Below are 22,704 nucleotides of genomic sequence, written 5' to 3' on the forward strand. Positions count from 1 at the left end.
GAAGCCGACACCGACGGCGGCGTAGCCGACCTGGTACTTGGTGGCACCGGTGATCGCGCCGTAGATGCCGGCGGTGACCAGGGCCGCGACGACGGCGGCGACGACGCCGAGGCCGATGTTGCCGGCGCGGGCTAGCAGCCGTGTCCGACATCCACAGGGGGTATTTCCCGGCCTCAGAGCCGGTGGGCCGCGCCCACGGGGCTGGCGCCGCGGGTGTCGAGCAGCAGCTGGGCCTTCACCGCGAGGCCTTGGAGGTCGTACGTGCGGTGGTGCTGGAGCAGGATCGTCAGGTCGGCGTTGGCCGCGGCCTCGTACAACGACTCGGCGCGGGGGACGGGCCGGTCCCGTACGCGCCATCCGGCGATGAAGGGGTCGTGGTAGCTGACCAGGGCCCCGAGGTCGAGCAGGCGGCTGGCGATCTCGCTCGCCGGGGAGCCCTCCTGGTCGGCCAGGTCGGGCTTGTAGGTGACCCCGAGCAGCAGGACCCGGGCGCCGCGGGCGGATTTGCCGTGCTCGTTGAGCAGGGTGGCGGAGCGCTGGATGACGTACTGCGGCATCCGGTTGTTGATCTCCTGGGCCAGGCCGACCATGCGAAGCGGGTGACCGGGGGTGCGGGTGGTGTGGGGGAGGTAGTTGGGGTCGAGCGGGACGCCGTGGCCGCCGACCCCGGGGCCGGGGCGGAAGGCCTGGAACCCGTACGGCTTGGTCTCGGCGCAGCGGATGACGTCCCACAGGTCCACGCCGAGGTCGTGGCAGAGCACGGCCATCTCGTTCATGAGGGCGATGTTGACGTGCCGGTAGTTCGTTTCGAGGAGCTGCACCGTCTCCGCCTCGCGCAGGCCGCGGGCGCGGACGACCTTCTCGGTGAGCCGGGCGTAGAAGGCGTGCGCGGACTCGGTGCAGGCGGGGGTGAGGCCGCCGATGACCTTGGGGGTGTTGGCGACGCCGTGGGTGCGGTTGCCCGGGTCGAGGCGGCTGGGGGAGTAGGCCAGGTGGAAGTCCCGGCCGGCGAGCAGTCCGGAGCCGCTTTCGAGGATGGGCCGCAGGTAGTCCTCGGTGACCCCCGGGTGGGCGGCCGATTCGAGGATGACGGTGGTGTGCGGGCGCAGCCGTGCGGCGAGCGTGCGGCCGGCCTCGCCGACCGAGGAGAGGTCGAGCGCGCGGTCGGCGCCGAGCTGGGTCGGGGCGCAGATGACGGCGGTGCGGACCCGGCCGAGTTCGGCGGGGTTGGTGGTGATCCGGAAGCCGGCCGCCGACATGCGGCGGATCTCGGCGGCGGTGAGGGTGGAGTCCGTGGCCGGACCGCTGTCGTAGCCGACCGTCTCGATCCCGGCGGCGACGGCTGCCTGGGCGAGCGGGAGACCGAGATGGCCGAGTCCGATGACGGCGAGATCTGCGGGCATGGGGGTGCCGGCCCTTCCCTTCCCTGACATGCACGAGGGGGCGGTGCGCGCAAGTCCTGTGGATGAGTGGAGCTGGCGCAATGTCAGACTAGGCGTATATATGACAGATATGTCGCATTGCGGGGTGGTGGCCACGGTTGTGTTGTCCACAGGCGGTGGCTGATGTCGGTGCGGCCGGTCAGAATCATGAACGGGCGATGTGAGCGGGATCACCCGCAGCGGGCGGGGACACCTGCATCGAGTGGGACATCCGCATCAGGCGGGACATCCGCATCAACGGGAGGCAGCCGTGAGGACAGCGACACTGGGGCCGGCGCAGCGCGCGGAGGCGCTCGCCGCGATGGCCGAGCGGGAACTGGACGTGCTGGTGGTCGGCGCGGGCGTGGTGGGGGCCGGTACCGCCCTCGACGCCGTGACCAGGGGTCTCGCGACGGGGCTGGTGGAGGCGCGGGACTGGGCGTCCGGCACCTCCAGCCGCTCCAGCAAGCTGATCCACGGCGGGCTGCGCTATCTGGAGATGCTCGACTTCGCCCTGGTGCGGGAGGCGCTGAAGGAGCGCGGCCTGCTGCTTGAACGGCTGGCCCCGCACCTGGTCAAGCCCGTGCCCTTCCTCTACCCGCTCCAGCACAAGGGCTGGGAGCGCTTCTACGCCGGCTCGGGCGTCGCGCTGTACGACGCGATGTCGGTGTCCAGCGGCCACGGGCGGGGGCTGCCGACGCACCGGCACCTGTCGCGGACGCGCGCGCTGCGGATCGCGCCGGCGCTGCGCAAGGACGCGCTGGTGGGCGCCCTGCAGTACTACGACGCCCAGATGGACGACGCGCGGTACGTCGCCACGTTGGTCCGGACGGCCGCGGCGTACGGGGCGCACTGCGCCAACCGGGCGAGGGTGGTCGGCTTCCTGCGCGAGGGCGAGCGGGTGGTCGGGGCGCGGGTGCAGGACGTCGAGGGCGGCGGAGAGTACGAGATCCGCGCGAAGCAGGTCGTGAATGCGACGGGCGTGTGGACGGACGACACCCAGGCGCTGATCGGGGAGCGCGGGCAGTTCCACGTACGCGCCTCGAAGGGCATCCATCTGGTCGTACCGAAGGACCGGATCCATTCGAGCACCGGGCTGATCCTGCGGACCGAGAAGTCGGTGCTGTTCGTCATCCCGTGGGGCCGGCACTGGATCGTGGGCACCACCGACACCGACTGGGACCTCGACAAGGCGCACCCGGCGGCGTCGAGCGCGGACATCGACTACCTCCTGGAGCACGTGAACTCGGTGCTGGCGGTGCCGCTGACGCGGGACGACGTCCAGGGGGTGTACGCGGGGCTGCGGCCGCTGCTGGCCGGGGAGTCGGACGCGACGAGCAAGCTCTCGCGCGAGCACACGGTGGCCCACCCGGTGCCGGGGCTGGTGGTGGTCGCGGGCGGCAAGTACACGACGTACCGGGTCATGGCCAAGGACGCGGTGGACGAGGCCGTGCACGGGCTGGACCAGCGGGTGGCGCCGTGCGTGACCGAGGACGTGCCGCTGGTGGGGGCCGAGGGGTACCGGGCGCTGTGGAACGCGCGGGCGAGGATCGCGGCGCGGACGGGCCTTCATGTGGTCCGGGTGGAGCACCTGTTGAACCGGTACGGGTCGCTGACGGAGGAGTTGCTGGAACTGATCGCGGGGGACCCGGGGCTGGGCGAGCCGCTGACGGGCGCGGACGACTACCTGCGGGCGGAGGTGGTGTACGCGGCGTCGCACGAGGGGGCGCGGCACCTGGACGACGTGCTGACGCGGCGGACGCGGATCTCGATCGAGACCTTCGACCGGGGGACGCGGTCGGCGCGGGAGTGCGCGGAGTTGATGGCGCCGGTGCTGGGATGGGACAAGCAGCAGATCGAGAAAGAAGTGGAGCACTACGAAAAGAGGGTGCAGGCGGAGCGGGAATCGCAGCGCCAGCCCGACGACCAGACGGCGGACGCGGCCCGGCTGGGGGCGCCTGACATCGTTCCGTTGTAACTCCGCGATGCGGAAGGCGGAACCGGCGGCCCCGGGGCTCCCGTCCGTTGCGGAGTGAGGAACAATGAGGGTTCTGCCGGGGCGGGTTACCGCGCGGGTTCTGCCGGGGCTGCCGGGGCAGCGGGGCAGCCGGAGCAGGCGGCACGATCGCAGAGGGGACGCATGTCGAAGCCGGAGCACACCGAGTCACCTGCCGAGTCGCCTGCGGCGCAGCAGGGCCGGGCAAAGCCTGGGTCGGCGGCGCCGGGGTCGTCTGAGTCGCCTGCCGGGTCGCCTGCCGCGTCCCCTGCGGCGAAGCCGGACCTGGGCAAGCCCGCGGCGGATGCTGTGAAGCCGTCTGCCGGGGCGCCTGCGGCGAAGCCGGAGCCGGTGAAGGCCGACCTGACGAAGGCCGCGGCCGCGGAGTCGGGTGCGGCGAAGCCGGAGCCGGACAGGCCCGCGGCCGCGAAGCCGGGTGTTGCCGGCACGGCTGCATCGGCGGAGCCGGAAGACGCGAAGCCTGCGCCCGCGGTGGGCAAGGGCGCGGGCGGGGCCGCGAAGGCGGCTGGTGGTGTGCCGGCGGCGCGTAAGCCCGTATCGGCGTCCGCGGAGCCCGAAGACGCGAAGCCTGCGTCTGCGCCTGCCCCTGCGGTGAAGGCCGCGGCCAAGCCCGGGGCCAACCCTGTTGTGGAGAAGGCCGACGCGGTGGCGGCTGCCGTCAAGGCGGCTGCGGCCAAGGCTGCCGGCGGGCAGGACGAGGGGCGGCTGCTCGCGCGGCGGTACCGGCTGCGCGAAGTGCTCGGCAAGGGCGGCATGGGCACCGTGTGGCGTGCCGAGGACGAGATGCTCGGCCGTACGGTCGCCGTCAAGGAACTCCGGTTCAGCACCGGGGTCGACGAGGACGAGAAGCGCCGGCTCATCACCCGTACCCTCCGCGAGGCCAAGGCCATCGCCCGCATCCGCAGCGGGGGCGCCGTCACTGTCTATGACGTCGTCGACGAAGACGCCCGCCCGTGGATCGTCATGGAGCTCATCGAGGGCCCGTCGCTCGCGGAGTTCATACGCGAGCAGGGCCCGCTGACCCCGCGCCGCGCCGCCGAGGTCGGCCTCGCCGTGCTCGACGTGCTGCGCGCCGCGCACGGCCAGGGCATCCTGCACCGCGACGTGAAGCCCTCCAACGTACTCATAGCCGACCACGGCAACGGCCGCGTCATCCTCACCGACTTCGGCATCGCGCAGGTCGAGGGCGACCCCTCCGTCACCTCCACCGGCATGCTCGTAGGCGCCCCCTCGTACATCTCGCCCGAGCGCGCCCGCGGCCAGAAGCCCGGCCCGCCCGCCGACATGTGGTCCCTCGGCGGGCTGCTGTACGCCGCCGTCGAAGGCGTGCCCCCGTACGACAAGGGCTCCGCGCTCGCCACCCTGACCGCGGTGATGACCGAGCCGGTGGACCCGCCGAAGAACGCCGGACCGCTGACCGAGGTCATCTACGGCCTGCTCGCCAAGGACCCCGCCCGCCGTCTCGACGACAACCGCGCGCGGGCCATGCTCACCGCCGTCATCGACGCACCCGAGGAGCCGGCCCCGGCGGCGACCCCGGCCGCCGAGGAGACCCGGCAGATCTCCCTCGCCGAGGCCAACGAGGCCGCGGAGAAGGCGACTGCAGAGAAGGCCGCGAAGGCGGCCGAGCGGGCGACCGAGAAGACGGAGAAGAAGGAGCGCGACCGGCGCGAGCGCGAGCAGCGCGAACGGGCCCGCGCGGCGCTGAAGTCGGCCCGCAAGGCCGCGGCGGCGAGCGCGGCCGCGGCGGCGGCGGCCACGGCCGCCGAGGCCCCGGCCTCGCGGCCCTCGCCCGTCCCGGCGCCGCTCACCGACGTCATGCAGCGCCGGACCATCGCACTGGCGATAGCCGGGGTGATCGTCGTCCTCGCCGTGATCGGCTCCCTCATCGCGTACGCGGTCAGCGGCGACGACAAGGACGGCCAGGAGGGCAAGGACGGCGGCAAGAACCCGACCGCGGCCGGCAGCCCGTCGCCGGGCGGTTCCGCGAAGACGCCCGAGTCCAACGGCGCCTCCGGCGGCGGCAGTACCCCGAGCCAGGGGCAGACGCCGGGCGGGAACACGAGCCAGAGCCAGGGCCAGGGGCAAGGCCAGGGCCAGGGGCAGACGACGGGGCAGAGCAGCCAGGGCCAGGGCGCCACGCCCGGGGGCGCCGGGGCGGGTCTTCCGCCCGGGTACGCCGTCGTGACGGACCCCGGGTTCCACTTCTCGATGGCGATGCCCGAGGGCTTCAAGCTGGCGGACATAGCCGGGGACAACTCGGGCGGGATATACAACCGCGACGGCGGTTTCCCGCGCATCCAGGTCGACTACAACGGCAAGCCGGGCGAGGACGCCCGCGCCGCGTGGGCCGAGCTGGCTCCGTCCACGGCGGGGAGCAGCAAGAACTACCACCTGATCCGGCTCGACGTGGTGGACTACCGGGGCTACCCGACCGTCGCCGACTGGGAGTTCGAGCGGGAGCAGAAGGGCCAGCGGGTCCGAGTGCTGAACCGCGGGTTCAAGCTGGACGCGAAGCACGGCTACGCCATCATGATCAGCTGCGTCGCCGACCAGTGGGACGGCGCGGAGTGCACGCAGATGCGCAACGTCGCCTTCCAGACCTTCCAGTCGCTGGGGTGACGTCCGGCGGTCGGCGGCGGTCGGCTGACAGCGGCGGTCTGCGGTCGGCTGACGGCTGACCCGAGCGAGCCTTGTCAGGCCCGGGACGCGGGCGGCCCGGGCGTCGTATCGTGGCTGCGGGGCCATGGGGGGCCCACCGCACTCGGGGGAGGCGAAGTGGAGGACTACGCGGGCCGGATCCTGGCCGAGCGGTACCGTCTGCCGCTGCCGCCGTCCGACGAGTACGAGTTGCTGGAGACCCGGGCCTTCGACACGCGGAGCGGGCAGGAAGTCCTGGTACGGCAGGTGCCGTTGCCGGAGGTCGTCGACGCGGAGCTGCTGGACGGGACGCGGGGGCCCGCGGCCGGGCCGGTGGCCGGGCGGCGCCCGGCGGGGGAACTGCCCGCCGTGCGGCGGGCCATCGCCGCGGCGCAGGCGGCCGCGTCCGTGCCGGACCATCCGAGGCTGGACCAGGTCTTCGACGTGTTCGCCGAGGGCGGGTCGCTGTGGATAGTGAGCGAGCTGGTCCCGGCCAGGCCGCTGGCGGCGCTGGTCGCCGACGAACCGCTGAGCCCGTACCGGGCGGCGGAGGTGGCGTCCGACGTGCTGACCGCGCTGCGGGTGCTGCACGCGCACGGCTGGACGCACCGGAACATCACGATGCGGACGGTACTGATCTGCGAGGACGGGCGGGTCGTGCTGACCGGGCTGGCCGCGGGCGCGGCGGAGGAAGCGCTGTGCGGGTACGACCCGGTACCGGACGCCTCCGGCGGTGGCGCGGGCTGGGGCGGCTACGCCGTGGCCGCGCAGCCGCTCGGGCCCGGTCCCGACGGGCTCCCGGGCGCGGCCACGGAACCGCCCCCGGCCCAGGCCGGACCGGCCCCCGACGGCCCGGCCGCCGCTCCCGCGGTCCGCGCCGCGGCGTACGCGCGCGACTTCGACCCGGCTGCGGCTGCGCCGGCGGTTCGCGGCGGCCCGGAACTGCCTCCGGGGCAGCGGCGCGGGCCGGGCCCTGACGTGGTGCCGGGTGCGGCGGCCGGGGAGTGGCCCGGGGCGGGCCCCGACGGGCGTGGCGGTGGGGCTGCGGGGGAGTGGCGTCCCGACGGGAGTGCCGGTGCGGTGGACGGGCTCGGGGCGGGGTCCGGGGGGCTTCCCGGTGCGGGAGCGGAGGCCGGCCTGGCCGTGCGGGGGCCGGAGACCGGGGCGCCCGGGTACGCGCCGCTCGTGGCTCCGGGGTACGACACCGGGCCGCGGTACAACGACCACATCACCCCCGGGAGCGGTGAGAGCCGGCCCGATCTGAAGGCAGCCGCGCGGGCCGGGGCGATCGCGGCGTACCGCGCCGGTGCGCAGGCCGCCGCCCGCATCGCCGAGCAGCGCAAGGCCGGACCGGATTCCGGGCCCGCCCCCGAGCAGCGCCCGGAGGGGTCGAACCTCCCGCAGGGGTACTCGTACCCGTACGGCGGCCCGGGAGCGGGAGCGAGCTGGCACGGCGCCACCCCGCGCCGCCCGCAGCCGCCGGAGCCGCCCCAGAACCAGCCCCCGCCCCCGGCCGCGATTGCGGCCCCGGCCGGAACCCCGACTCCGACTCCGACCCCGACTCCGACCCCGACCCCGACTCTGCCACCGAGCCCGACGGCGCCGGCCGCGGTTCCGGGCCGCCCCGCCCTGCCCGCACAACTCGCCCTCCCGCAGGGCTACCGCCAGGCGGACCCCCCGCCCCCCGCCGCCGGCTCGGCCCTGGACGCCTTAGGCCGAACCCGGCCGGAAGCCCACCCGGCCGCCGGCCACGGCCATCCGCAGCCCGGGCCCGCGCCGTCGGGCCCCGAGCCGGGCCCCGAGCAGCCCCGCCCGACCTCCGGGTACGCGTACCCGGAGGTCGGTTCCGCGCAGCCGGGCGCCCAGCCGGGTCCCGGGGGCCCCGGGCAATCGCACCCGGGCGCCGGGTACGGCCATCCGCAGGTCGGCGGCGCCCCGGCGGGTGTTCAGCCGGGCGTCGGCTCCGCGTATCCGCAGGCCGGCGCCGATCCGGCCGGGGGCCGGACCGAGGCCGGGGAGTCTCGCCCGGGGGCCGGTCAGCAGCGGGGGGCGCAGGGCGGCGGTGGTGTGGCCGGTGGGGGGCCGCGGAGTGGGCTGGATGCCGAGCGGGCGCGGCAGACGCGGATGGCCGTGGTCGGGGCCGTCACCGAGCGGTGGGCGCCCGAGCAGGCCGGCCCGGTGCACGGGCACTGGCAGCTGGCCGCGCCCGTCGGGCCCGCCACCGACCTCTGGGCGCTCGGCGCACTCCTGTACCGGGCCGTGCAGGGCCATGCCCCGTACCCCGAGGACAGCGTCGCCGAGCTCGTGGAGATGGTCTGCGCCGAGCCCCCCGCCTTCGCCGAGGAGTGCGGCCCGCTCCGCCCGGTCGTGGAGTCCCTGCTGCGTCAGGACCCCACCGAGCGGCCCGACTTCGAGGAGCTCCGCGGCTGGCTGCGCTCCCTGGTGCGCTCCGCCCCCGAGCCCGACGGCGCCGGCCTCGGCTTCGGCGTGCTCCCGATGCCCGAGCCGGATCCCGCGCGGCTGCCCGTCGTACGTCGGCGCGGCGACCTGCACGGCCGCCACCGCAATCCCGCCGCCCCCCGCAGGCCCCGCTCCCTCGGCCGGAGCCTGCTCGTCGGCATCCTGGCGCTGCTGGCCGGGGCCGTGGCGTACGCGATGTTCTTCATGCCCCGGGCCGCGGACCAGCAGGACCGGCAGGACACGGCGTCCAAGCAGCCGGTGCAGCAACAGACCCCGCAGACCCCGCAGACCCGGCAGCCCGCCAAGAGCCCGACCCCGTCGGCGAGCCCGCCCGAGTCGCGGCCCGCGCCGCAGACGAACGCCCCGGCCCCGCCCGGGTACACGACCCAGCAGGACGCCGAGCACTTCGAGATCGCCGTCCCCAACGGCTGGGAGCGCCGCGGGGTCAACGAGTCCGGGCAGGTGCGCTACACCGACGGGGACTTCGCCCTGACCGTCGTGCCCGGCCGGGACAGGGCCGAGGGGGCCAACCCCGACCCGGCGACCTACCAGAAGGACAAGGAGCCGGAGCTGGGCCCGTACCGCTCCTCCACCTGGTCCAGCGTCAGCGACATCCGCTCGACCAAGGTGGGCAACCAGCTCCGCGTCACCGGCCGGTACACCTGGATCGACGGCAACGGCCGGTCCGTCGTGGCCCGCAATTTCGTCGTGGCGCTGGGCGGCAGCTATCACATCGTCCTGGTCACGGGGCCGCAGGACCAGGAAGGTAAGGTCACCGAAGTCTTCGAGAAGGCCACGGCCAGTTACAAGTCGGGTGGCTGAGGCCCGGCTGACGGGGGATCAGTACGGCAATTGCGTCACAGTGCTGTCTCACCGCCCCCGCGTGGTTCCGGCAGTGCCCGGGCGCTCCGTAATCTGGCCCGAAGTGCACAGAGTGGCGGGGATTCGTGGAACAGCAGACAGGTGCGGGTGCGGTGCTCGCGGGCCGGTACCGGCTCGTCGAGCCCATCGGCCGTGGCGGCATGGGCAAGGTGTGGCGCGCGCACGACGAGCTGCTGCACCGGACGGTCGCGGTCAAGGAACTGACGGCGGGTCTCTACGTGGCCCAGGCCGACCGGGACGTCATGCACGCCCGGACGCAGAAGGAGGCCCGGGCGGCCGCGCGGATCCAGCACCCGGCCGTCGTCACCGTCCACGACGTGCTGGAGCACGACGACCGGCCGTGGATCGTCATGGAGTACATCGACGGCCCCTCCCTCGCGGACGCGGCCAAGTCGGCCGGCCGGATCGAGCCCCGCGAGGCGGCCCGGATCGGGCTCCACGTGCTGGGCGCGCTGCGGGCCGCTCACGCGGTCGGCGTACTGCACCGGGACGTGAAGCCCGGGAACGTGCTGCTGGCCAAGGACGGCCGGGTGCTGCTCACGGACTTCGGGATCGCCGCGATCGAGGGTGACTCCTCCATCACGCGCACGGGCGAACTCGTGGGTTCCATCGACTACCTGGCCCCCGAGCGGGTCACCGGCGGGGCTCCGGACCCGGCGTCCGACCTGTGGTCGCTCGGCGCGACGCTGTACACGGCCGTCGAGGCGCGCTCGCCGTTCCGCCGCACCTCGCCCATCTCCAGCCTGCAGGCCGTCGTCAACGACGAGCCGCCCGCGCTGCGCCAGTCCGGTGCGCTGGGACCGGTCATCACGGCCCTGCTGCGCAAGGACCCGGCGCAGCGGCCGTCGGCCGTGGAAGCCGAGCGGATGCTGCTGGAGGCGATGGAGGGCCGGGAGCCGAAGGCGGCCCAGGCGTACGTACCGACGCGCGCGGTGTCCCCGGAGGAGCTGGCCCCCGCGCAGCCGCCGCAGCCGCAGCGGGGCGCCCCGGCGCAGGAGTACGCGCCGGTGCACGAGTACGCGCCGACGGCCGCCCTGCCGGAGCCGGCCGCGTCCGCGAACCGGGCCCGGGGCCGGGTCAAGCGGGCCGCCGCGGTCGCCCTGGTGGCGGCGCTGCTCGGCGGCGGCGGGGTGTTCGGGGTGCTGAAGTACACCGGGGACGACGGCAAGGACGGGGGCCGCACCTCGGCCGGCGCTCCCGACACGCCCGTCGACGGCGCGGACGCCAAGGACGGGGATGAGACCGCTCCGGACGGCTTCACCGAGGTCACCGACCCGGAGGGCTTCACGCTGTTCGTCCCGGACGGCTGGAAGCGGCAGATGGACGGCAATCAGATCGACTACACCGCGGACAACGGCAGGCACTTCATCCGGATCGCGGCGGGGAAGCCGGCCTTCGAGAACCCGTACATGCACCTGCTCGACCTGGAGAAGCAGCTGCGGCTGCGGACGGACTACAAGCGGCAGAAACTGAACCCGAACACCTTCCGGGACCAGACGAAGGCCGCCCTGTGGGACTTCACGTGGACCGAGAAGGGGACCCACGCCGGGCCCCGTCGGGCCATCGAGCAGATGTACGTCGCGCCGAACGGGACCGAGTACGCCATCTACATGTCGGGCCCGGCCGTCGACTGGACCACGACGCGCGCCCAGTTCGACAAGGTGCTCAGCGGCTGGCTGCCCGCCGGGGAGCACTGACCGGGCGACCGGGGTGACCGGGGTGACCGGGGTGACCGGGCCCACCGGGTGACCGGGCCGACTGGGGCTTTCCCGTCATCCTGCCAGCGATCACTGGCGGAAATGGCAAAATCCGGTTACCCACGGGTACCCAAAGCCCCGCAGGCGGAATACGCTCACCGCCATGACGGACTCGCAGGCCCCGGCCCCCCTCCGCACCGCCCCGCAGCCCACCAACCCGGTCGCCGCCGCCCCGGCCGGCGCCCGCACCGCCGCCGACGTGGTGACCCCCGACCTGGTCACGCGGCTGACCCGCGGAGTGATCGGCTCCGGCCGCACCGCCAACCACACCCCCTTCACCGGGGCCAAGCTGGCGGACCTCCCCGAGGCGACCCCCGAGGACGTGGCCACCGCCTTCGAGAAGGCCCGCGCGGCGCAGCCCGCCTGGGCCGCCACGCCCGTCCGGGCGCGGGCCGCCGTACTGCTCCGCTTCCACGACCTGGTCCTCCAGCGGCAGGCCGAGGTGCTCGACCTGATCCAGCTGGAGACCGGCAAGGCCCGTCTGCACGCCCACGAAGAAGTCCAGGCCGTGGCCATAGCCGCGCGCCACTACGGCCGCAAGGCCGCCTCGTACCTGCGGCCCAAGGGCCACGCGGGCGCCATGCCCACCCTCACCAAGGTCACCGAACTGCGCCAGCCGCGCGGAGTCGTCGGCCAGATCGCGCCCTGGAACTACCCGCTCGAACTCTCCGTCGGCGACGCCCTGCCGGCCTTCGTGTCGGGCAACGCGCTGGTCATGAAGCCCGACACCGAGACCGCGCTCACCGCCCTGTGGGCCCGTGACCTGCTGATCGAGGCCGGGCTGCCCGCAGAGGTGTTCCAGATCGTGCTCGGCGAGGGCCCGGTCGTCGGCCCCGAGGTCGTCCGGCACGCCGACTACGTCTCCTTCACCGGCTCCACGCGCACCGGCCGCGAGGTCGCCCAGGGCGCGGCCGCCCGCCTCGTCGGGGTGTCCCTCGAACTCGGCGGCAAGAACGCCATGCTCGTCCTGCGCGACGCCGACATAGAGAAGGCCGCCGCCGGCGCCGTCCGAGCCTGTTTCTCCTCCGCCGGCCAGCTCTGCATCTCCATCGAGCGGCTGTACGTGCACGCCTCGATCGCCGACGAGTTCGTGGCCCGGTTCGCGGCCCGCACCAAGGCCATGCGCCTGGGCAGCTCGCTCGCCTACGGCGCCGACATGGGCTCCCTCGTCGGTGAGCGCCAGCTGGAGACCGTAGAGCGGCACGTGGACGAGGCCGTCGCCAAGGGCGCCACCCTCGTCGCCGGCGGCACCGCCCGCCCCGACATCGGCCCGCTCTTCTACGAGCCCACCATCCTCGACGGCGTCGAGGCCCCGATGGCGGTGTGCGGGGAGGAGACCTTCGGTCCGGTCGTCTCGATCTACCGCTTCACCGACGAGGACGAGGCCGTCGCCCAGGCCAACGCGACCGCGTACGGCCTGAACTCCAGCGTGTGGACGAAGGACGCGCGCCGAGGCCACGCCGTCGCCGCCCGCCTGCGCACCGGCACCGTCAACATCAACGAGGGCTACGCCCCCGCCTACGGCAGCGCCCAGGCGCCCATGGGCGGCATGAAGGACTCCGGCCTCGGCCGCCGTCACGGCTCCGAGGGCATCCTCAAGTACACCGAGGCCCAGACCGTCGCCCACCAGCGGCTGCTGCCGATGGGGCCCTCGCTGGGCATGGACGACGAGAAGTACGCCGCGTTCATGACCCGCAGCCTCAAGGTCATGAAGGCTCTCCGCTTGCGCTAGCACCTGTCGGGTACCGCCAAGGAGGCACAGCAGTGTCGTACGACTACGACTACGACTACGACGTGATCGTCATCGGATCGGGCTTCGGAGGGTCGGTCTCGGCACTGCGGCTCACCGAGAAGGGCTACCGGGTCGGCGTCCTGGAGGCGGGGCGCCGGTTCACCCGCGAGAGCCTGCCGAAGAACAGCTGGGACATCCGCAACTACCTGTGGGCCCCGGCCCTCGGGCTGTACGGGATCCAGCGGATCCACCTGCTCGGCAACGTGATGGTCCTCGCGGGCGCCGGCGTGGGCGGCGGCTCGCTCAACTACGCCAACACGCTGTACGTGCCGCCCACCGCCTTCTTCGAGGACCGGCAGTGGGCGTCCATCACCGACTGGCAGGCGGAACTCGCCCCGTACTACGACCAGGCCAAGCGGATGCTCGGCGTCCGGCTCAACCCGACGATGACCCCCTCCGACGTCCACCTCAAGGCGGCCGCCGAGAAGATGGGCGTCGCGGACTCCTTCCACATGGCCCCGGTCGGCGTCTTCTTCGGCGACGGCGAGGACACCGACGGGCAGTCGAAGGTCGGCCCCGGGGGCGAGGTCCCCGACCCGTACTTCGGCGGCGTCGGCCCCGCCCGCAAGGCCTGCACCGAGTGCGGCGAGTGCATGACCGGCTGCCGGCACGGTGCGAAGAACACCTTGAACGAGAACTACCTGCACCTCGCCGAGCGGGCCGGCGCCGTCATCCACCCGATGACCACCGTCACCGCGCTCTCCGAGCACCCCGACGGCGGCCACCGGGTCCGCACCGTCCCCACCGACCAGCGCCGCAGGCGCGTCAAGGACCGCGCGAAGGTGCTGCGCGCCCGGTACGTCGTGGTCGCGGCGGGCACGTACGGCACCCAGACCCTGCTGCACACGATGAAGGACCGCGGCGAGCTCCCGCACCTCTCGGACCGGCTCGGCGACCTGACCCGGACCAACTCCGAGGGCCTGGTCGGCGCCCAGACCGACGACCGCCGCTACCGCAGGCGCCGCGGCGCGGGCCCCGGCAAGGAGCAGCGCGCCGACTTCACGCGGGGCGTGGCGATCACCTCCTCCGTGCACCCGAACGCCGACACCCACATCGAGCCCGTCCGCTACGGCAAGGGCTCCAACGCCATGGGGTTCCTGACCGTCCTGCAGGTCCCGTACGGCAAGCACCGGGTACGGGCCTGGCTGGGGCGCACCGTCCGCCACCCGGTCCAACTGGCGCGCTCGCTGTCCAACCGGCGCTGGTCGGAGCGGACGATCATCGGCCTGGTCATGCAGTCGCTGGACAACTCCCTGACCACCTACCGCAAGCCCGGCGGCCTCGGGAAGGGCCTGCTCACCGCCCGCCAGGGCCACGGAGCGCCGAACCCGGTGCAGATCGCCGAGGCCACGCAGGCGGCCACCCTGCTGGCGCAGGAGATCAACGGCTTCCCGGGCAGCAACGTGGGCGAGCTGATGGGTACCCCCCTCACCGCGCACTTCCTCGGGGGCTGCCCGATCGGCGCCTCGCCCGAGGAGGGCGTGGTGGACCCGTACCACCGGCTCCACGGGCATCCGGGCATCTCGGTGGTGGACGGCTCGGCGGTCTCGGCGAACCTCGGGGTCAACCCGTCGCTGACGATCACCGCGCAGGCGGAACGGGCGATGTCCTTCTGGCCGAACAAGGGCGAAAGCGACCCGCGGCCGGAGCAGGGCGAGGAGTACACCCGCCTGGCGGCGGTGGAACCGGCGCGTCCGGCGGTGCCCGAGGAAGCCTTCGGCGCGCTGCGCCTGCCGTTCCTGGCGGTGCCCGAGGTGCCGCCGCGGCACTCTCACCCGACCGAACCGGAACCGGCCGGGTGACACGGCCGGGTGACACCGGTGGGTACCGCGCTCCCCCTCCGAGCGCGGTACCCACCGAGGTACATAGGTGACAGATGTTCAACCCTGATGGTTGTACCGGAATCCGGCAGCGGAGACTGTGGTGTCCATCACACAGTGAGCGGCGCAACTGAGACGGGCGTTCGAAGGTCAAGGGGTGCATGAGAAAGCGCATCTCCCTGCTGGCGGCAGCCGGCCTGGCGGCCGTGGGCCTGGCCGCCACCCCCGCGAACGCCGCGGACCCCGTCTTCACCATCACCAGCCCGGCCCAGGTCGGGCTGCGCCCGCACCCCGGGCAGGGCGGTGAGGCTCAGAAGACCTCGGTCGACTTCCGGGTCAACAACGAGACCGGGTCGGTCTTCGACCACGAGAGCACCTTCACGATCGACCTGACCGGGCTCAAGGGCGTCGCCGACGTCGCGCTGAGCAAGGACCAGGCCAGCTCCTGCACGCTCAGCGCCACCAGCCTGACGTGCAAGGAGTACGCGCTCTGGACGCACGACAGCGGCATCGTGGCCCTGGACCTGAGCGCGGCCAAGGACAGCAAGGTCGCCGCGACCGTCGACCTGACGATGACCGGCAAGACCGACGGCGCCACCTTCAAGGCCGCCACCACCAAGGTCAAGGTCGGCGGCCCCGACCTGGTGCTGGAGGAGGCCCCCCTCAAGCGGGACATGGTCCCGGGCGGCACCCAGCAGCTGCCGATCGTCTTCTCCAACGCGGGCACCGAGTCGGTCCGGGGCGTGGCGCTGGAGATGAACACCACGCACGGCATCAGCCTCGTCGAGAAGTACGACAACTGCGTCTTCAGCGAGGACAACACCCCCGGCCAGCCCTGGAACATGGGCTGGGGCAAGACGGTCTGCACGCTCGAAGGCGAGTTCAAGCCGGGCGTGGTCTACGAGGTCTCCGGTGCGCTGACCCTCAAGGCCGCCCCGCACGCCTTCATCGACGGGATGACCTACGCGGTGCGCGAGGCCGGCGCCCAGCCGAAGTCCGCGCAGAAGCTCGCCAAGCCCGCCACGGGCAAGAAGCTGGAGTTCAAGGAGCGCCCAGCCAAGGCCGCGCTGCGCTCGGCCGACCTGGACCCGTGGAACAACTACCACGAGTTCGACTTCTCGGTGAAGAACTCCGCCGACCTGGTGGCCGCCGCCACCTCCGTCAAGGGCAAGGCGGGCGAGACGGTCAAGGCCGAGCTCGGCTTCCAGAACAACGGCCCGGCCTGGGTCGCCTACATCCGCTCCGGTGAGGACGTCGCCACGACGGACATCGTGATCCCGGCCGGCGCGAAGGTCACCAAGGCGCCGGAGCAGTGCCGAGGCGTCACGGCCGACGGCCAGTACCGCGAGGAGAACCTGGGCGCCCCGCGCTACTTCTGCTCGACGCCGCACATCGTCGGCGAGAAGCAGAAGTTCGCCTACCCGTTCGAGCTGAAGATCGAGAAGGTCGTGGCGGACGCCACCGGCTCCGTCACGGTCGGCCAGTGGGCCCAGGACGGCACGACGCCGCAGAGCTGGGACCCGAGCCACGCGAACAACAAGGCCGCCTTCGTGATCAACGCCACCAAGCCGGCCCCGGGTCCGTCCGCCTCCACGGGCACCGGCACCCCGACCCCGGGCGTCTCCGCCTCGGCCTCGCCCTCGGCCTCCGCGTCGGCCTCCGCGTCCGCCGGCAGCGGCGCCAAGCCGCACGGCGGCCTGGCTTCCACCGGCAGCACCGTCGGCCCGGTCGCGGCCGGCGGCGCCGCCCTCGTCGCCGCGGGCGGCGCGCTGTTCCTGGTGTTCCGCCGCCGGGCCGCGGGCCGCGCGTAACGGCGTAGGCGCACAGCGCGCAAGCAAGCAGAACGGCCGGTCCGGGGCGTCCCCCGGGCCGGCCGTCCTCTTTGCGGGGTGACCGGGCTGCTGTCCCCTGCCGTCCGGTCACGCGGTGGAGCGAGGTCCCACGACGCACGCACCACGGGGCGTACGTCTCATCGCTCCGGCGGAGCCACGCGTGGTGTTGCGATCCCGCCCCTGGCTGGCGCGGACACCCTCACCAACGAAGGCCCGCAGGGGCGGTCACGGTCCGGAAGGGTGACGAACACGAGTGACGGACGCGAGTGACGGACGCGGGTGACGAACCCCCTCGGCACGGCCGTCAGACCCGGCCCCGGCACAGCTCCAGCAGGGTCATGGCCAGGGTGGTGCCGGGCTTGCCGAGGGCGTCGCTCCAGTGCGAGAGCACCTCCATCTCGCGCGAGAGGTGCACCCGGCGGCCTCCGGAGGTGATCCGGGCCTCCTGGATGACCGTGGAGACGGCCATGCGCTCCTGGATCAGACCGATGATCCGGTCGTCGAGGGCGTCGATGCGCGCGCGGGAGTCGGTGATCAGCTGCTCGGGGGTGGTGGTGATCGTGTTCATGGTCTTCTCTCCTGTCGGGTGGGGCCCGCAGGTCCGGAAAACGCCAGAGCGCCCCGGTCCTGTCGGACCGGGGCGCTCTGGGAAGTCAGCGGCTCAAGCGAGCATCACGAGGACCCATGGCGACCGGACCGGCCGGTGCCATAGGTAAAGAGGAAGCTCAGCTGCTTGCGCACGGAACGAATTATTGCCTTGCGTCCCCCTCCCGGCCAAGCCGGTTCGGATGGTGAGACGAAGAGGCAGGTAGGTCCCCCGTTAGAATCGACAAAACAGCCACCTCTTCCGCCGGAAGGCCGCCCCGTGCCAGAAGCACCCTCCGCCGCCCACGACAGCGCCCCGGACACGGTTCTCGTCGTCGACTTCGGCGCCCAGTACGCCCAGCTCATCGCCCGCCGCGTCCGCGAGGCACGGGTCTACAGCGAGATCGTGCCGAGCTCGATGCCCGTCGACGAGATGCTGGCCAAGAACCCCAAGGCGATCATCCTCTCCGGCGGCCCGTCCTCCGTGTACGAGGCCGGCGCCCCGCAGCTCGACCGTGCCCTGTTCGAGGCCGGGGTCCCCGTCTTCGGCATGTGCTACGGCTTCCAGCTGATGGCCGTCACCCTCGGCGGCACCGTCGACAACACCGGCGCCCGCGAGTACGGCCGCACCCCGCTGGCCGTCTCCAAGGCCGGCTCCACCCTCTTCGAGGGCACCCCCGAGAACCAGTCGGTGTGGATGTCCCACGGCGACGCCTGCTCCGCCGCCCCCGAGGGCTTCACCGTCACCGCGTCGACCAACGTCGTCCCGGTCGCGGCCTTCGAGAACGACGAGAAGAAGCTCTACGGCGTGCAGTACCACCCCGAGGTGATGCACTCCACGCACGGCCAGCAGATCCTGGAGCACTTCCTCTACCGCGGCGCCGGCCTGGCCCCCACCTGGACCACCGGCAACATCGTCGAGGAGCAGGTCGCGGCCATCCGCGAGCAGGTCGGCGACAAGCGCGCCATCTGCGGCCTCTCCGGCGGCGTGGACTCCGCGGTCGCCGCGGCCCTCGTCCAGAAGGCCATCGGCTCCCAGCTCACCTGCGTCTACGTCGACCACGGCCTGATGCGCAAGGGCGAGACCGAGCAGGTCGAGAAGGACTTCGTCGCCGCGACCGGCGTGCAGCTGAAGGTCGTGGACGCGCAGGAGCGCTTCCTGGACGCGCTGGCCGGGGTCTCCGACCCGGAGACCAAGCGCAAGATCATCGGCCGCGAGTTCATCCGCGTCTTCGAGCAGGCCCAGGCCGAGATCATCGCCGAGGGCGGCGCGGACGTGGCCTTCCTGGTCCAGGGCACCCTGTACCCGGACGTCGTCGAGTCCGGCGGCGGCACCGGCACCGCGAACATCAAGTCCCACCACAACGTCGGCGGGCTCCCCGACGACATCGAGTTCGAGCTCGTCGAGCCGCTGCGCCAGCTGTTCAAGGACGAGGTCCGGATGGTCGGCCAGGAGCTCGGCCTGCCGGACGAGATCGTCCAGCGCCAGCCCTTCCCGGGCCCGGGCCTGGGCATCCGCATCGTCGGCGAGGTCACCAAGGAGCGCCTGGACCTGCTGCGCGAGGCCGACGCCATCGCCCGCCACGAGCTCACCGCGGCCGGCCTGGACCGCGAGATCTGGCAGTGCCCGGTCGTCCTGCTCGCGGACGTCCGCAGCGTGGGCGTCCAGGGCGACGGCCGCACCTACGGCCACCCGATCGTGCTGCGCCCCGTCTCGTCCGAGGACGCGATGACCGCGGACTGGACGCGCATGCCGTACGAGGTCCTCGCGCGGATCTCCACCCGCATCACCAACGAGGTGCCGGACGTGAACCGCGTGGTCCTGGACTGCACGAGCAAGCCCCCGGGCACCATCGAGTGGGAGTAGCCCCCACAGGCCCCGCCGTCGCGTGAAACGAAGCCGCCGCTCCCCGCGGAGCGGCGGCTTCGCCGTTCCTCTGGCCACTTCGCGGGGGCGCGGGTACCTTGCGCCGCGACCCGAAGGAGGCCCCATGCCCGTGCCGGACCAGCCAGCACCCGCACCCGTGCCCGTGGAGCGGCTGGGCTTCGAGATGCCGCCCGTGCACGCGGACCCGGCCGACGAGCGCGCCCACCGCAAGGAGCGGCTCGCCGGGGCGCTGCGGCTGCTGGGGCGGCTCGGGTACGAGGACGGAGTGGCGGGCCACGTCACCGCCCGGGATCCGGAGTTCGAGGACTGCTACTGGGTCAACCCGTTCGGGCGGGCCTTCGGCGCCCTGACCCCCGACGACCTGCTGCTGGTCGACGGGGACGGGCGCGTGGTGCGCGGGGAGCGCAGGGTCAACCAGCTGGCCTTCGCCGTGCACGCGGCCGTCCACCGGGAGCGCCCCGAGGTGGTGGCCGTCGTCCGCACGCAGGCCCCGTACGGCAGGGCGCTGGCGGCCCTCGGCGAGCTGCTCGCCCCGATCACCCAGGAGGCCTGCGCCTTCTACGAGGACCACGCCCTGCTCGACGAGTACGCCGGAGTCGAGGACGCGGGCCGGATCGGGCGCGCGCTCGGCCCGTACAAGGCGCTGATCCTGCGCAACCGGGGGCTGCTGACGGTCGGGGACTCGGTGGACGCCGCCACCTGGTGGTTCATCGCGGCGGAGCGGGCCGCGCAGGTGCAGCTCATCGCGCGGGCCGCCGGGAAACCGGCGACGATCGACCACCGTGCCGCGGTCGCCACGCGCGAGCGGTTCGGGTCCGATCTGGCCGCCTGGGTGAGCTACCAGCCGATCGGCCCACAGGGCGAGCCGAACGGTGGCGTCAACATCATGAACGGTTAATCACCTGCTCTGACATCGTGCGCAATCCGGAACACTGCCGCAGTGGTGCACAATTCGCTGGCATTGCACCGTAGTTCAGAGAGGCGGCACGTGCGTGGCTGTCCAAGAGATGTCCCGAGGCACTCATACCGCCGCCTGCACCTGTGAGGAGTGCGCCCGCGAGGGACACCGCCGGGCGGTCACGGCGTTCGTGGAGAAGCGCGACGAGTTCGCGGCCGGGCAGGGAGTGCCGGCCGCGGTGGCCCACTCGCTGGGCGCCTCCCGCCAGTGGGTCTCCGACGAGCTGACCCTGTCCGCCCGCACCGTCGCCGACCGGGGCCGCGAGGCCGGGCACTCCTGGCTCTACCTGCTCTCGCGGCGGGCCGTGCTCGCCGTGTGGATCGCCGCCGGGGTGCTGCTGGTCGTCCAGGTCGGTACCGCGCTCGGCACCGGCTGGTCCACCGCGCGCACCGCCGGCCTGCTGGCTGCCCTCGTACTGGCCGGGCTGCTGACCGTGGCCGCCCGCGCCCAGACGCTGCGCGGCGGGCTGCTGGCCCCGCTGGTCGGCGAGGACAACCGGCTGTCCACCTCGAAGACGGTGCCGAGCGCCTGGCTGCTGCTGACCGCCTTCGCCACGCTGCTGCCCGCGCTGCGGCTGGCCGCCTCCTCGCCCGGCCCCGAGCGCCAGGCGCTGTACGCCGGGCTCGCGTTCGACCGGGCGCTGCCGCTGCTGGCGGTGCTCGCGCTGACGTCCGCGGTGGCGGTGCTGGTGCGCCGGGTGGTCTGCGTACGGATCCTGGGGCAGCGGCTGCAGAAGCTCCCGGCGGACCGGCCCACCGGCGCCGACCTGCTGACCGACGATGCCGGCCGGGGCTCCTTCCCGGACGCGCAGTACGTGCTCGTCTCGACCGTGGTGCTGGGCTACGCGGCGGTGTCGCTGGCCCGCTTCCCCGACCGGCTGCCCCAGCTGCCCTGGGCGCTGGCCCTGCTGGTGGCGCTGTCGGCCGCGGTGTACCTCGCGGCCAAGTACGCGGAGGGCACCCGCCCGCTCGTCCTGTCGGTGGTGCGCAGACGCGAGCCCGGGGACCTCGACGCGGCGGTCCGGCCCGGCGACGACATCGAGATCCGGGGCGTGGGCTTCGTGCCGCCCGGGGCGCAGACCCCGGAGATGCTGGCCCGGCTGGTGGTGCGGATCGGGGCCGTGCACGTGCACGTGCCGCTGGTCCCGGTGGCGGGCGGGTTCACCAACCCCTCCGACGCGGTGCTGACCGTACCGGTGCCGGCGGAGGTGGAGCCGGGGCGGATCGAGGTCCAGGTGGTCACGGCGGCCGGGGTGGAATCCAACCGATGCAGCATCGACGTGGCCGAGTGAAACGGGTACACATGTCGGGTGACCCGAACTGATGTCCCTTCAGGGCTGCGGGAACTCGCCGCCCGCCACGCCCTCCTGCCCCTGCGGATCTTCCTCGGTGTGACCTTCGTCTACGCGGGTCTGGACAAGCTGACGGACTCCGCCTTCCTCTCCTCCACGGGTGACGGCTCCGTCGGAGACCTGATGCGCGGGGTGCGCGACACCTCCGCGATCCCGGCCATGGTGGACATGGCCCTGGAGGCACCCGTCGGCTTCGCCGTCACCCTGGCCATCGGGGAACTCCTGGTCGGCCTGGGTGTCCTGGCCGGCCTGCTGACCCGGGTCGCGGCCGTCGGCGGGGCGCTGATCTCGCTCAGCCTGTGGCTCACGGTGTCCTGGGCGGTGACCCCGTACTACTACGGCAACGACCTGATCTACCTGGTCGCCTGGCTCCCGCTGATCCTCGCCGGGGCGCCCTACCTGTCGCTGGACTCGGTGATCCGGTCGCGCCTGTCCCGGCGTACGGCGTAGGTCACCATTCCGACGACCGCCGCGAAGGCCAGCCCGCCCATGGCCATCGGCAGGACGATGAACCACGGCGGGTCCGCCTCCCCGGCCGCGTCGAGCAGGTAGAGCACGCCCGCGGCGATCAGGACCAGGCCCGCGATCAGCCGGCCCGGCTGGAACTCATGACGCCGCACGGGCCACCTCCACCTGTCCCACACCCGCGTTCAGGTGCAGCTCGATCGTCCCGCCGGCTTCGGTGCCGGCGGACGGGGGCAGGGTCGCCTGCCGGGTTTCGCCGCCGCTGCGGACGCGTACCTGCTGACCCGTCTCCCCGGGCAGCTGGATGTCGCCCAGGCGGATCGTCACATCGGCCCGGGCGGTGACCTCCCGGGGGACGATCACCTTCAGCCGGCCCGCCTCGATACGGGCGTGCACGGAGACCGTGGTGCCCTTCTGCACGTCCAGCCGGCTCAGGTCCAAGGTGGCGAGCCCGGTACCCGACTCGTACGCGGGCCGTACGTCGGCCACCGCGGCCGGCCGCCACTCCGCGTTGTGCCAGTCGGTGCCGATCTCCTTGGGCAGCACGGCCGCCCCCGCCAGCAGCCCCGCGGTGAGCAGCGACAGCACGATGGTGCCGAAGCCGGTACGCCCCTTCACGGAGCTGACCGCGAGGCCGAGCCCGAAGGCCACCAGCGCCGCCGCGAAGGCCACCTGGAGCGCATGGCTCAGCGTGCTGCCCTCCCAGACGGCCGCGCAGGAGATGCCCCCGGCGAGCAGCGCGAGGACGAAGACCCGGCCGCCGATGCCGCCGCGCGCCGCGACCGGGGCGGCCGACGCGGGCGCGGGCGCCGCCACCGCCCCGGGCGCCAAGGTCC

14 protein-coding genes and 1 pseudogene are annotated in these 22,704 nt (G+C 73.3%); 11 read left to right on the forward strand and 4 right to left on the reverse strand.

Translation table 11 applies throughout. The annotated features are described in order from the left end of the window. Positions 1 to 173: 173 nt before the first annotated feature. The gene (locus tag ACFWB8_RS14780) at positions 174 to 1,403 is read right to left on the reverse strand and encodes a nucleotide sugar dehydrogenase (RefSeq protein WP_385225906.1); all 1,230 of its coding nucleotides are present in this window, start codon (positions 1,401 to 1,403) and stop codon (positions 174 to 176) included. 289 nt (positions 1,404 to 1,692) lie between these two features. Between ACFWB8_RS14780 and ACFWB8_RS14785 the strand changes: the two genes are divergently transcribed. From ACFWB8_RS14785 to ACFWB8_RS14815, 7 genes are all read left to right on the forward strand, one after another. Beyond that, positions 1,693 to 3,399: a glycerol-3-phosphate dehydrogenase/oxidase gene (locus ACFWB8_RS14785; RefSeq protein WP_385225908.1), complete on the forward strand. Its 1,707-nt coding sequence runs from the start codon at positions 1,693 to 1,695 to the stop codon at positions 3,397 to 3,399. Between the two features lie 162 nt (positions 3,400 to 3,561). Further along, positions 3,562 to 6,060 carry a protein kinase gene (locus ACFWB8_RS14790; RefSeq protein ID WP_385225910.1) on the forward strand — a complete coding sequence of 833 codons (2,499 nt, stop codon included), beginning with the start codon at positions 3,562 to 3,564 and terminating at the stop codon, positions 6,058 to 6,060. A 156-nt stretch (positions 6,061 to 6,216) separates the two neighbouring features. Then, entirely contained in the window at positions 6,217 to 9,360 is a 3,144-nt protein-coding gene (locus ACFWB8_RS14795) for a serine/threonine protein kinase (RefSeq protein WP_385225912.1), read from the forward strand. 125 nt (positions 9,361 to 9,485) lie between these two features. Then, positions 9,486 to 11,117 (forward strand): protein kinase, encoded by a 1,632-nt coding sequence (locus ACFWB8_RS14800; protein WP_385225914.1) that lies wholly within the window; start codon positions 9,486 to 9,488, stop codon positions 11,115 to 11,117. A 163-nt stretch (positions 11,118 to 11,280) separates the two neighbouring features. Continuing rightward, positions 11,281 to 12,909, forward strand: a complete 1,629-nt coding sequence (locus ACFWB8_RS14805; RefSeq protein WP_385225916.1) for a succinic semialdehyde dehydrogenase — start codon at positions 11,281 to 11,283, stop codon at positions 12,907 to 12,909. Between the two features lie 32 nt (positions 12,910 to 12,941). Beyond that, positions 12,942 to 14,771, forward strand: a complete 1,830-nt coding sequence (locus tag ACFWB8_RS14810; protein ID WP_385225918.1) for a GMC oxidoreductase — start codon at positions 12,942 to 12,944, stop codon at positions 14,769 to 14,771. 179 nt (positions 14,772 to 14,950) lie between these two features. Then, positions 14,951 to 16,600: a peptidase gene (locus ACFWB8_RS14815; protein ID WP_385225920.1), complete on the forward strand. Its 1,650-nt coding sequence runs from the start codon at positions 14,951 to 14,953 to the stop codon at positions 16,598 to 16,600. Between the two features lie 325 nt (positions 16,601 to 16,925). Here the strand turns inward: ACFWB8_RS14815 and ACFWB8_RS14820 are convergent, their stop codons facing one another. Next, the gene (locus ACFWB8_RS14820) at positions 16,926 to 17,189 is read right to left on the reverse strand and encodes a chorismate mutase (protein ID WP_385225922.1); all 264 of its coding nucleotides are present in this window, start codon (positions 17,187 to 17,189) and stop codon (positions 16,926 to 16,928) included. Positions 17,190 to 17,486: 297 nt separating this feature from the next. On the opposite strand from ACFWB8_RS14820, the gene guaA reads away from it, so the two are divergent. The 4 genes from guaA to ACFWB8_RS14840 all read left to right on the forward strand — a co-directional run bounded on the left by guaA (position 17,487) and on the right by ACFWB8_RS14840 (position 21,853). Then, positions 17,487 to 19,073: a glutamine-hydrolyzing GMP synthase gene (gene guaA / locus ACFWB8_RS14825; RefSeq protein ID WP_385225924.1), complete on the forward strand. Its 1,587-nt coding sequence runs from the start codon at positions 17,487 to 17,489 to the stop codon at positions 19,071 to 19,073. A 124-nt stretch (positions 19,074 to 19,197) separates the two neighbouring features. Next, positions 19,198 to 19,992, forward strand: a complete 795-nt coding sequence (locus tag ACFWB8_RS14830) for a class II aldolase/adducin family protein (protein ID WP_385225926.1) — start codon at positions 19,198 to 19,200, stop codon at positions 19,990 to 19,992. A 109-nt stretch (positions 19,993 to 20,101) separates the two neighbouring features. Further along, the gene (locus ACFWB8_RS14835) at positions 20,102 to 21,343 is read left to right on the forward strand and encodes a hypothetical protein (RefSeq protein WP_385225936.1); all 1,242 of its coding nucleotides are present in this window, start codon (positions 20,102 to 20,104) and stop codon (positions 21,341 to 21,343) included. Positions 21,344 to 21,361: 18 nt separating this feature from the next. Then, complete coding sequence (locus ACFWB8_RS14840; RefSeq protein WP_385225928.1) at positions 21,362 to 21,853, forward strand: DoxX family protein; 492 nt, start codon at positions 21,362 to 21,364, stop codon at positions 21,851 to 21,853. On the opposite strand, the gene ACFWB8_RS14845 is transcribed toward ACFWB8_RS14840, so the two are convergent. Together ACFWB8_RS14845 and ACFWB8_RS14850 are read right to left on the reverse strand one after the other, a co-directional pair. Next, positions 21,799 to 22,023 (reverse strand): hypothetical protein, encoded by a 225-nt coding sequence (locus tag ACFWB8_RS14845; protein WP_385225930.1) that lies wholly within the window; start codon positions 22,021 to 22,023, stop codon positions 21,799 to 21,801. The genes ACFWB8_RS14840 and ACFWB8_RS14845 overlap by 55 nt on opposite strands. Then, a pseudogene (locus ACFWB8_RS14850) lies at positions 22,010 to 22,704 on the reverse strand (hypothetical protein); the annotation flags it as partial. The pseudogene ACFWB8_RS14850 and the gene ACFWB8_RS14845, both read right to left, overlap by 14 nt.

Origin of the sequence: Streptomyces sp. NPDC060031, from assembly GCF_042736805.1 — a bacterium.
Classification (GTDB): Bacteria; Actinomycetota; Actinomycetes; order Streptomycetales; family Streptomycetaceae; genus Streptomyces.